The organism is Corynebacterium sp. HMSC04H06 (assembly GCF_001815935.1).
GTDB lineage: Bacteria > Actinomycetota > Actinomycetes > Mycobacteriales > Mycobacteriaceae > Corynebacterium.
Genome location: NZ_KV823409.1, coordinates 1 through 10493, shown reverse-complemented (window position 1 = coordinate 10493; position 10493 = coordinate 1). Strand labels below are relative to the sequence as shown.

Sequence of the window (10493 nt, the reverse complement as noted above, 5' to 3'; positions counted from 1 at the left end):
GGTGTTAGGCGCTCAGCGCCTCCTTCGCGGCATCGGTGGCGGATACCTCTTCCACGTTGCCCTTCTTGAGGGTGGGGCGCAGCAGGAGCATCGCAATCGCGATGACGATCAGGACGCTGGCTTCGTGGACGAGCATGCCAATCGACATCGTCACCCCGCCAAGCAGCACACCGGCCAGCAGGACTGCCACGGTGGCCAGGGCGATAGCGATGTTGACCCGCATGGTGCGCACCGTGCGCTGGGCCAGACCCAGGGCATAGGGCAGACGCGGCAGCTTGTCGGCCATCAGGGCGATATCGGCGGTCTCGATGGCGGCGGGTGAACCAGCGGCCCCCATGGCCACGCCGATGTCGGCCTGAGCAAGTGCGGGGGTGTCGTTGACGCCGTCACCGATCATGGCCACGGTGCGGCCCTGGGCCTGGAGTTCACGCACGATCTCGAGCTTGTCCTCAGGCATGAGTTCGGCCCGGACCTCGTCGACCCCGAGTTCGGCGGCGACGTTGCGGGCCACCCGCTGCGCGTCACCGGTGGCCATGATCACGCGCACGCCCTTGTCATGCAGCGACCGGATAGCAGCCGGGGCGTCGTCACGGATGGTGTCCGCGACGGCGACGATGCCGATGGCTCGTCCGTTGACGCCGACGTACATGGCGGTCTTGCCCTGGTCATTGAGTTCGAGGATGCGGGGGGTATCCGGGGTGTGGTCGAGCAGGTCGCCGGCACCGACAGCGACGATGTGGTCGTCGACGTGGGCGATGATGCCCTTGCCGGTGACCGGTTTGGCTTTCTCGACCATGTCGATGGTCAGTCCCTTGTTCTTCGCGCCGCGGATGATGGCCTCGGCCAGGGGGTGCTCGGAGGCGGTTTCGGCACGGGCGGCCAGGGTGAGCACCTCATCGTCCGAGTAGGCGGGGTCGAGAACGTCGACGTTGGTCAGCTCGGGGCGGCCGTTGGTCAGGGTGCCGGTCTTGTCGACGACTACGGTGTCGACCTTCGCGGAGGTCTCCAGGTATTCGCCACCCTTGATGAGCACCCCGTCCTTGGCGGAGCGTCCGATACCGGCGACGATCGAGACCGGGATCGAGATGACCAGGGCACCCGGGCAGGCGATGACCAGCAGGGTCAGGGCCAGTTCAACGTTCAGGGTGATCAGGCCGACGGCCAAGGCGGCGATCATGACGCCGGGGGTGTAGTACTTCGAGAATTTCTCCAGGAACGTCTGGGTTTTTGCCTTGTCGTCCTGGGCGTCTTCGACGCGGTGGATGATCTTGGCCAGTGTGGAGTCCGAGCCGATGCCGATCGCCTCGATGCGCAGCACCCCGGAGCGCAGCCAAGTACCGGCGAAGACCTCCGAGGCTTGGGCCTTCTCGGCGGGCACGGATTCCCCGGTGATGGTGGCCTCGTCGACCCCGCCGTGACCGGAGAGCACGCGTCCATCGACGGGGATCTGCTCGCCGTTTTTCACGAGCACGAGGTCACCGGGGGTCAGTTCCCAGATCTCAACGGTTTCGGGCTCACCGTCGCGCAGCACGGTGGCGGTCTCAGGGGCAGCGTCCACCAGGTCCGACAGCGCCTTGCGGGTGCGGTTCATTGTGGCCTTCTCCAGGGCCTTGCCCAGGGCGAAGAGGAAGGTGACGGCGGCGGATTCCCAGTAGTTGTTGATGAACAGCGCGCCGATGGCGGCGACGATGACCAGCAGGTCAATCGAGATCATCTTAATCCGCAGGGCCTGGACGGCGGAGACGGCGATCTGCCAGCCGGCGACCACCGCGGCGGCGATCATGAATCCGTCTGACAGCCACCCAGCGGGGGTGAGCCAGGACAGGATGATCAGCAGGCCTGAGACGGCGACCACGCCCCAGGTTTTCCAGGTCTTCATGATGAGTGTCCTTTACTTTTTGAGGGTCTTTTTCTTGTGACACTCATTAAGTTAGGAAAATTCCGGAGAAACTTCCTTGACCTGGATCAATTACCCACACACCTCCGACCTGACGAGGTGGAGCAGAAGAGTATGCCACGTGGCCTGTCAACGCTAGGAACCCACCAGCACCGCACGGTGCTGGTGGGTTCCTAGCGTGGAGATGACGTGGCGTCGATCATGCTCCTTTCCCGGGTACTCGGATAGGGGGTGTTTAGTAGGCCGAGGGTTTGGCGGTACAGCCGGCGTCCATGAGAGGGCCGGTGTGAGTGCTCAGCCATTCCCGGATCGGGTGGCGGCCGTGTGGGTCAGGCGCCGCAACGGAGGGGAACAGGGCGAGGTCGTCATCTACGCGTCGCTGGTAGGCGTCACGGGTCTCATTGAGATGTCCTAGGTGATAGTGTCGTCCTAACCCGCAGGACGGCTCACGCGGTACAACGCCGCCACCCTGTGATAGGCGGGAGTAGCCGTTGCGTATGGCACCCTGGATGTCCCCTGTATTCAGGGCTCGAGTTCTTGCGAGAAGATTCGGTCCCTGTCGTTCACGGGTCGGCGTGGGCATGAGGACAGCGCGGCTCCTACTTCGGAAAGATGGTTTAGTCGCTAATGATCGTGAGCGTTGACAATGGCGTTGACCTTGGCATCCACAGCCTCCAGTGTGCTCAAGTCCAGGCGGGCAGTGTCGGTGTCCACGCCGTGCCCCTTCATCAGGAAGTCCAGCTTCGGGTGCAGCTGGGCGAGGGTATCGTTCGCCATGCGGGAGGGGTCACCGCCGTGGGCGGCACATAACGCGTTCGCCTTGGCGTGCAGTGAGGAGACGGATTCGAGGTCCAGATCCGACTCGTCGAAGTTCTCAACCCCGTGGTCCTTGAGCAGGAAGTTCATCCTCTCGTGGAGACTGGCAAAGGTCACTTCGGCCATGGTGGTGTCCTTTCATGATGAAGATCAGGTGTTTTCTGTGACACTCATTAAGTTATGAACAATCCGGAGAAAGTACCTTGATCCGCATCAAGTACCCGCAAAGTGAGATCTGGATCGCAAAAAGACTGTGGTGCTCGTAGCCCGGGGGCACAGATGGCCCGCCGGCACTTTCTGGTGCGGGCGGGCTTGTGGGGTCGGGAGTACGTCAGATCGCCGACGGCTTGGCGGTGTAACCGACCTCGGCTACCGCGGTAACCAGGTCACGTACGGAGACCTTCTGTGGGTCGTGGGTGACCAAGATGCGTCCGGAGGAGAACTTCACCTCCGCATTCTCTACGCCGTCCAAACCATTCAGCTTGTTTTCGATCTTGGCGACACAGCTCGGACAGGTGAACTCATCAGAGCGTAAGGTGGTGTTCTTCAGCGTGGCTGGGGTGGTCATCGTAACCAGGTCCTTCCATCTTTTATCGTTATGTTCCTGTGCTTGCACCTTTAAAGATACGGTCCTTTCCGGGTTACTTCCTTGACCTGGATCAAACAACGACAAATCTCTCCGACCAGGGAATTGTCCTGGAAAAGAGAGAGGGATGTGGGCGTTTTAGAGGTCGGCGACTAGGTCGGCCAGGGCCTGGTGGTTGGTAATGGCGATCCATTCGCGGCCGGAGTCGATGACACCGGTTTTCTTCATCCTCGCCATTGCCCGGGAGGCGGACTCGACGGTGGTGCCGGCCATGCCTGCCACGTCGTCGCGGCGCAGGCGGACCTGAAGCAGGCTGGATCCGTCTTGTCGGATTTGCCCGAGCTTAGCGTCCAGGTGTTGGAGGGCGGCGGCCACGCGCTGCTCGACAGTCGAGGTGATCTGTGCGGTCTGGTGTTCCCGGGACCGGACCAATTGGTCCTGCTGCATCCGTATGATCGCCAACGCCAGTTGCGGGTAGGCTTCCGCGACCTCGGCCAGGGCCTCGGCGGGCAGGTAGAGCGCGCAGGTGGTCTCGATCGCCCAGGCTGAGTCGGTGGCTGGGGAGCTATAGGTGTGCAGTGGGCCGATGACATCCCCGGGGGCGGCGATGTCGACGGTGATTTCGCGGCCATCGATGGTGTCCCGGGTGATCCGAGCCCGACCGGAGGCTACCATATAGCTGCCCTGAGCCTGCTCGCCGGCTAGGAGGATGGGATCACCCGCGGCCCAGGCCCAGGAGGTCAGATGCTGGTCAAGCTCCCTGTGCTGTAGTGGGTTCAGCTCCTTGGTCAGCGGAGAACGGGCCAGGACCTGCATGCGCACGTCCAGGGAGCACTGATGCGGCTGAGCGCAGGTGGGACGGACGGGATTGCGAGCCATAAGCCCCATGCTACCGGGCCCGGAGAGCAATGACCGCGGAAGCGGAGGAACAAAAGCCTCCGACAAACCGACAGCCGCGCGCCCTCACCACTCGCTGCCTGGGGAGTGGGCAGTGGAGGTGATGTCGGTGACGACCTTGATGAGCCCGTCCATAGACACCTGTTGTAGGTCATGGGACACCACGAGATGGCCGGGCGGTACTACCACTTCGACGCAGACCTTCCCGCGGTTCGCAGCCTGCGCGCCCAATACCGAGTCAATCAGTACTACGCCGACCTCGCGATTAATGGCTGGCTCCTCATTGAAATCGACGGCAATGTGAAATACGAGAACGAGCTGGAAGAGGTAATTCGGGCCGAACATCAACGCCAAAAGGCACTCCTGAACCAGGGCTTTGTCGTCTTACGCTTCTCTCCCCAAGAACTGCGCGAAGCTCCAGAAGACTTCATCAACACCATCGCGCGGCACTTAGCCGCTGGCCCCCGAAACCTCCACTAGATCCCCAGACCTGAAACCCGCAACCTGCAGGTGGGCGTCGCCTAGCGCTTGCCGACGCCCCACCGCCCACCAGGGAGTTTCGGGATCGAGGTCTGGGGGTTTGCGGTTGTGGAAGTTCAAACCGAGCTACCACAGCGCGAAGAAGGCAACCGCCCCGAGAAGCATCGTCCCCAGGGCAACGGCGGCGAGCGCCGCGGCCCCAGGCAGAGCAGGTGATTGAGCTCGGGCCAGGATCTCGTCAGCATGGCGAAGCTTGGCGGTGGCCAACCACAGCCCCACCGCCACCACTACCCCAACAATCAGCGCGGCCCATGGTGCAACGGAACGCACGACGAGCAAACCGGCAACGAGGCCCGCGAGCCCCGTGCGCTGCCAGGCTAAGCGGGTGCGCTCGGGTTGGAGGCCAGGATCAAAAAGCTCGCTCACGCTAGTAGCTCGCCCACCAGAATCATCAGGCCGATGATGATCACCACACCAACAATCAGCATCAACGCCGGGCTAGCTGGTAGCGGACGCCCATGGCGCATTGCGCGCTCGGAGGCACACCAGTGAGACCATGCCACCGCCGGCAGGATGATGGCGACGATCAGCATGATGACGGAGACGACGCGAGTCAGCGTGGTGTTCAGCGGCAGCTCGAAGGTCTCCAGAGCCACACCGCCGGCGATAAAGGCCAGCGACGTGCGAATCCACGCCAGGAATGTGCGCTCATTAGCCATGCTGAAGCGCGGGTCGGGTTCCTCCCCTGTTCCATACACCGAGCCCGGGAAACGTGCCTTCATCATAGGCGCTACTGTAGCGCCCCGCTCCTCGCTCCACAGTCCGAGGCGCGTATAGGCACTACATCAGCTTGGTCTTTTCCAAGGTCTCCACCCAGCCGTTGGTGAACTTCTCCAGTGGCTTGTGGAAGACCACGCCCAGAACCAGCATCGGTACGGCAAAGAGCAAGAGAGCGAACAGGGAGAGCCAGAAATCACCTTGATAGGTTCCGGCGATGGCCGCGCGGAAGGCACGGATGGTGTAGGTGGCTGGCAGCCAGGGACTAATGTTTTGGAACCACTCAGGAAGCACCTGCAAGGGGTAGGCGCCTCCCGACGAAGACACCTGAATCACCAACATGAGCACCGCCAGCGCCTTGCCCGCGTTGGCAAAGGAAACCACGAAGGTGTAGCAAATCAGCATAAAGATAAGCGAGCTAACCCAACCCGCCAACAGCATGAGAATCGGGTGCGCGGGCTCAATGCCCACGAAGAAGATGAGGCCCAGAATGAGCATCGTCGACTGCACGAGGCCAACTGCGGCAAACATTCCAAAGCGGCCGAAGAAGCGCTGCATCGGCGAGTACTTGTCCTTGTCCACCACGTCCGTGCGCACGCTCACTGCAGTCAGCAGTGCACCGACCCACAGCGCGAGCGCCGTATACATGGGCGTCATACCAGCGCCGAAGCTCTTGACTGGGTAGACCGCTTGCCTGTCGACGTCCACTGGCGCAGCAATCGCACGCGCCAAAGCATCGGGATCAGAACCAATGAGGTCCGCCAGCTTCTTGAGGTCACCGGACGCCGCAGTGGAGTCAATATCCTTCTTCAGATCGGCGAATTTGTTGGCCTTATCCTGCAGGCCAGAGGCAAGCTTCTGCACTGCGTCCTGCGCGTCCGTCAGCGAGGAGGAATCGATAGTGACGGGGGTCTTCGCGATATCCAAGTCCGCGCTCACCTGCCCCAAGGAATCCTGCAGCGCACGCAGGGATTCACGCAGGCCAGAGGTAGAAATTCCTTCCACTGCCTTCTTCGCATCGTCGAAGCTAGACAGGTCGGGCTTCGTGGGTTCAGGCGCGTTGGCCGCTGCGGTGAGGCGCGCGTGGAGAGTGCGTTGAGCCTCAATCGCCTCCTCGATACGGCCCAGCACCTTCTCCTTATCTCCGGCAGGAAGCGGCAGGGCTTCAATGCGGCCGTGCAGGTTCTGGTACTGGGCAATGGGGCCCTCTACCTGGCCGGCAAAGGTGTTGAGCGCGGCGACGCGGTCGGCGCGGGAGGTGGAGGCGTCGTCGAAAAGCGCATCAACGCGTTGACGCACCACGTCATAACTAGCACTGGTGGCATCAAGAGATTGTTGCAGGGCGTCCGTGGAAATGTTGAGTGAGGAGGACTGGACTTCCGGCAGATCCAGATCCGCCGAGTCCGCAATGCGCTGAGCGCTCTCCATGAGTGGAACCGCAGTATCGACCAGGCCGGCAAAGGAGCGCGCGGTACGCGCCGCCATATCCAGCTGTGTCTGCACGCCATCCGCGCGCGCCTGCATCCGGTCCAGGACAGCCTTGGTATCGCCCTTGTTCAAGAAATCCGACAGCGAGGTCACGAGGTCGAAGGATACGTCACCGACCGTCGTGGTGAAGGCCTCAGCAACCTGGGCCGACACGCCTTCTGCACCTTGGCCGGTAATCTTCGGCGCCAGTGCGTTCTTCTTCTCGTTCATGTAGAAGGACAATTCCGCGGGTTTGGAACCATCCGTGTAGAAGTTCATCATGTCGGTACTGAAGTTTTCCGGAAGCACGATGGCTGCGTAATACTCACCGGACTTCGTACCTTCAATCGCCTCGTCGGATGTGGTCACAACCCAATCTAGCTGCTCATTTGCACGCAATTCATTGAGCACCTGGTTGCCGACGTTGATGGGCACCGGTAGTAGATCACTTTCATAGCCGGTGTCCTTGCTAGCCACCGCCACCTTGAGCTGGCTCGTGTTGTCGAAGGGATCCCAACTAGCGAGCACGTTGAACCACGTGAACAGCATTGGAATCACGACGAGGCCCACCAGCATCACCGCGCTCATCACGTTGCGGCATGCGGTGCGCATGTCATTGAGGAAAAGACCGAGTGTTCCACGCATTAGCTCTCCCCCTCCGTGGAATCTGCGCCGATGCGGGCCGGATGCTTAATTTCGTCCTCATCCATCGTCACGAGCTTTGCCGACTGCTTGAGGCTGATGCGCAGGTATTCCAGGGTCACCGCGGCGACGATGATGAGGAAGCACCATGCGGTCCAAATGCCCAGGATCAGTGGCTTCTGGGCAGGCAGCAGCCCTGAGACCACGATGAGGATCACCACTCCGATGACGCCGGCAATGGCCACCAGCTTGAGCCAATAGCCCCAGTCGTGTGCGCGGCGGTCCAAGTCTTTCTTGAGACCACTGCGGCTATCCAGCGCCTGGATAACGTCTGCGATGCGGTAGCCCGAGCCGACAACCTGCACGTTTTCATAGTCAAAGAGCTCGGTATCCCGCAGCTCGCGGTTGAAAATGGCATTGAAGTGCGCCAAGGCCTTACGCAGCAGCAGGCCGAAGACAAAGAACAGAATGAACATGAAGGCGAGCACACCCATGTTCTTGAAATAGTGGTTGCCGTAGAAGCCACCGATGGTTTCGCGCATCGCATCGATGCCATACGTGAAGGGCAGCAGTGGGTAGATGGCGTGGAAGAAGTTGGGCAAGAGCTCAATCGGGTACAGGCCCGAGGCACCCGGAATCTGGATAATGACGAAGACCACGCAGAGCCCTCGGCCCAGATGGCCCAAAGATGACGACAGTGCGTAGATAATGCTGAGATACGCCAACCCCACGAGCACGCCTGTCAGGACGAAAGCGGGCGCGTTCACGGTCTGCACGCCGATGAGCAGATCACCCACGGTCACGGTGATGGCTTGGACGATGACCATCAAGGCCATAAGGAGGAAGCGGCCCATATAGGCCTGGCCCACCGTGACGCGGTCGAAGCCTTCTTTATCCACCTCGACGCGGAAGATCACCATGAGGACGAAGGCACCAATCCATAGTGAGAGGTTGGTAAACAGCGCCGCCATGGCGGAGCCGTAGCTGTCCACCGGGTACACGGTTTCGGTCTTCAGCTCGATGGGCTCGGCAAAGAACCTACCAATTTCTTCCGCGTCCAGTCCGGTGACATCTTGAACGACCTTGGAGTTCATCGCAACACGCAGCGAACCCACATCGCCCTGCATAGCGCGCAGGCTGTCCTGCAGGGCAAGGAGGTTGGCATCGAAATCAGACAAGGTGTCCTTCGTGGCACGCAGCTGCTGGGCCACACCATCCAAGAGACCGTCTGCCTCTTGCATGGTGCCCTTCTGGGCTTCCAGGGTGGAGCTCAAAGCACTCGCCGTAGAGCTCAGGCTGCTCATGGCGCGGTTAATCTCCGGCACGGCCGTCGTCACGGTATCGCGCAGCGTTTGCGAGGTGGCCTTAGTATCGGCCGCCGCCTGGTTGATGGCCTCCGCGCTAGCCTGCACGTTATCCGCCGCGGCTTGGGTATCCTTGCTCAGCGCACTGAGGTTCCCCACCAACTGGCGGTTGGATTCATTACCCTCATCGAGGCGCTGGATGGCATCATCAATTTCCTTGGCCACCTGCGGTGAGAGCGTTGCGGAATCGCGCAATGCCTTAAGCTGCGCAATCGACTCCGCACTTGCATCAATGGCGGTATTGGCCCGCTGCGTGGCGTAATCGAAGCGGTCACCAGCCTGGTTCAGACCCGCGGTGACATCCGCGATGGATTCCTGCGCCTGGGCGGTACCGTCCGCCACCGCACTTGCACCACTGACGAAGGCGCCGGTGGTTTTATCGGTGAAGTCCCCTATGCCTCCTTGGGCCTGTTCGACCAGGGAGGAGACCTCGGTGAGGGCGGCTTGGGCGTCGCCCAGCGCGGTGCTCACATCAGCCACCGTGGACTTGGCGCCAGACGTGGAATCCGCAGCGGCGTCAAGCTTTCCCTGGATCCGCGCGAGGTTCTCGCGGTTGCCGTCGATCTCCTGCGCGGTCTCCCCGAACGCGGAGCTGGTGTTGTTCATCGCGCGCGTGACTTTTCGCTCGAAGTCAGTACCGGTATCCTTGACGTTTTCCGCAGCAACGGTGGCCACCTGCTCCTTGAAGGCCGCGGTAATCTGCTTGTCCAGGCCATTCGCACCGGTATCCGTGATCTTCACGGCGATGGCGTTGTTCTTCTCATTAACTCGGTAGACCAGCTGCGGCTGCGTGAACTTCCCGTCGAGAATGCTCACGAGGTTTTCGCTAAAGTCCTCCGGAATCGTCACCGAGGCATACACGTCTCCCTCTAATAGAGCTTTCTCGGCTTCATCGCGCTCAAGGAATTGCCAGCCTATTTGGTCATTCTTTTTGAGTTTCTCAATGACCTCGCTGCCGACATCTATCTTCCCCGTCAGCTCGTTGTTAGCACCCTTATCCTCGTTGACCACGGCCACCTCGATGTTGTTGGTATGGCCATAAGGATCACGAAAGGCCGCGATGTTCACCCATGAATACAACGCGGGGGTGATGATGAGTCCGATGAGGATGATCCATGCCCTGGGGACGCGGCCAAGCCTGGCTACATCTCTGACGAAAATCTTCCAACTTTGGCGCACTGAAGGCAGTGTACCCGTTGAAGCTTCGAGTCTCTAACTTGCCGAAACCCATAAAGTAATTTCCATGATTAACAATTAACGATTGATATGGTTTGCTGAAACAAACCCCTCTCCTCATGCGCAGGCACCTTGTAGTGACAAACAAAACTTTTCGACACCCCCCCTGAAGTGCCCCGGGTTTTGTTCCTAGGCATTTGCCTTGTTTTCTATTCTTTCTTGGACTGGGTGACTTTCCCAAAACTCTGATTCAACCTCGGCCGGCGTCCGGTAGTTCAGCCGCTGATGGAGCCTAGACTCATTCCACCAATTGACCCACTCAAACGTTGCAATCTCGACCTCAACAACGTCGCTCCACGTCCGGGTATGGATCAGCTCGTTCTTGTAGGAG

11 protein-coding genes are annotated in these 10493 nt (G+C 60.6%); 2 read left to right on the top strand and 9 right to left on the bottom strand.

Features of this window, described 5'->3' with window-relative positions:
- Positions 1–4 precede the first annotated feature (4 nt).
- Positions 5–1879 (bottom strand): heavy metal translocating P-type ATPase, encoded by a 1875-nt coding sequence (locus HMPREF3067_RS02335; RefSeq protein WP_070768135.1) that lies wholly within the window; start codon positions 1877–1879, stop codon positions 5–7.
- 304 nt (positions 1880–2183) lie between these two features.
- Here HMPREF3067_RS02335 and HMPREF3067_RS11595 point away from each other — a divergent pair, with 304 nt between their 5' ends.
- The gene (locus HMPREF3067_RS11595) at positions 2184–2312 is read left to right on the top strand and encodes a hypothetical protein (protein ID WP_256381262.1); all 129 of its coding nucleotides are present in this window, start codon (positions 2184–2186) and stop codon (positions 2310–2312) included.
- 209 nt (positions 2313–2521) lie between these two features.
- On the opposite strand, the gene HMPREF3067_RS02330 is transcribed toward HMPREF3067_RS11595, so the two are convergent.
- The 3 genes from HMPREF3067_RS02330 to HMPREF3067_RS02320 all read right to left on the bottom strand — a co-directional run bounded on the left by HMPREF3067_RS02330 (position 2522) and on the right by HMPREF3067_RS02320 (position 4178).
- Positions 2522–2839 (bottom strand): hypothetical protein, encoded by a 318-nt coding sequence (locus tag HMPREF3067_RS02330; protein WP_070768134.1) that lies wholly within the window; start codon positions 2837–2839, stop codon positions 2522–2524.
- Positions 2840–3044: 205 nt separating this feature from the next.
- Positions 3045–3281, bottom strand: a complete 237-nt coding sequence (locus HMPREF3067_RS02325) for a heavy-metal-associated domain-containing protein (protein WP_070768133.1) — start codon at positions 3279–3281, stop codon at positions 3045–3047.
- A 156-nt stretch (positions 3282–3437) separates the two neighbouring features.
- On the bottom strand, positions 3438–4178 hold the full coding sequence (locus HMPREF3067_RS02320) for a Crp/Fnr family transcriptional regulator (RefSeq protein ID WP_141759304.1): 741 nt from the start codon (positions 4176–4178) through the stop codon (positions 3438–3440).
- A gap of 171 nt (positions 4179–4349) precedes the next feature.
- Between HMPREF3067_RS02320 and HMPREF3067_RS10925 the strand changes: the two genes are divergently transcribed.
- Complete coding sequence (locus HMPREF3067_RS10925) at positions 4350–4676, top strand: DUF559 domain-containing protein (RefSeq protein ID WP_083319096.1); 327 nt, start codon at positions 4350–4352, stop codon at positions 4674–4676.
- A 126-nt stretch (positions 4677–4802) separates the two neighbouring features.
- Here HMPREF3067_RS10925 and HMPREF3067_RS02310 read toward each other — a convergent pair whose 3' ends face one another.
- From HMPREF3067_RS02310 to HMPREF3067_RS02290, 5 genes are all read right to left on the bottom strand, one after another.
- Complete coding sequence (locus HMPREF3067_RS02310) at positions 4803–5102, bottom strand: DUF202 domain-containing protein (protein ID WP_070768131.1); 300 nt, start codon at positions 5100–5102, stop codon at positions 4803–4805.
- Positions 5099–5461 carry a YidH family protein gene (locus HMPREF3067_RS02305; protein WP_070768130.1) on the bottom strand — a complete coding sequence of 121 codons (363 nt, stop codon included), beginning with the start codon at positions 5459–5461 and terminating at the stop codon, positions 5099–5101. The genes HMPREF3067_RS02310 and HMPREF3067_RS02305 overlap by 4 nt, the downstream gene beginning before the upstream one ends.
- Positions 5462–5516: 55 nt before the next feature.
- A complete protein-coding gene (locus tag HMPREF3067_RS02300) occupies positions 5517–7565 on the bottom strand; it encodes a YhgE/Pip domain-containing protein (RefSeq protein ID WP_070768129.1) in 2049 nt (682 codons plus the stop codon).
- Positions 7565–10105: a YhgE/Pip domain-containing protein gene (locus HMPREF3067_RS02295; RefSeq protein ID WP_070768128.1), complete on the bottom strand. Its 2541-nt coding sequence runs from the start codon at positions 10103–10105 to the stop codon at positions 7565–7567. Before HMPREF3067_RS02295 ends, HMPREF3067_RS02300 begins: the two co-directional genes overlap by 1 nt.
- Positions 10106–10291: 186 nt before the next feature.
- On the bottom strand, positions 10292–10493 hold a 202-nt coding region (locus HMPREF3067_RS02290), incomplete at its 5' end, for an IS3 family transposase (protein WP_070768127.1).

Coding starts and splice junctions, on each gene's coding strand:
- HMPREF3067_RS02335 (WP_070768135.1), bottom strand. CDS start 1,879: ATGAAGACCTGGAAAACCTGGGGCGTGGTCGCCGTCTCAGGCCTGCTG.
- HMPREF3067_RS02330 (WP_070768134.1), bottom strand. CDS start 2,839: ATGGCCGAAGTGACCTTTGCCAGTCTCCACGAGAGGATGAACTTCCTG.
- HMPREF3067_RS02325 (WP_070768133.1), bottom strand. CDS start 3,281: ATGACCACCCCAGCCACGCTGAAGAACACCACCTTACGCTCTGATGAG.
- HMPREF3067_RS02320 (WP_141759304.1), bottom strand. CDS start 4,178: ATGGCTCGCAATCCCGTCCGTCCCACCTGCGCTCAGCCGCATCAGTGC.
- HMPREF3067_RS10925 (WP_083319096.1), top strand. CDS start 4,350: ATGGGACACCACGAGATGGCCGGGCGGTACTACCACTTCGACGCAGAC.
- HMPREF3067_RS02305 (WP_070768130.1), bottom strand. CDS start 5,461: ATGATGAAGGCACGTTTCCCGGGCTCGGTGTATGGAACAGGGGAGGAA.
- HMPREF3067_RS02300 (WP_070768129.1), bottom strand. CDS start 7,565: ATGCGTGGAACACTCGGTCTTTTCCTCAATGACATGCGCACCGCATGC.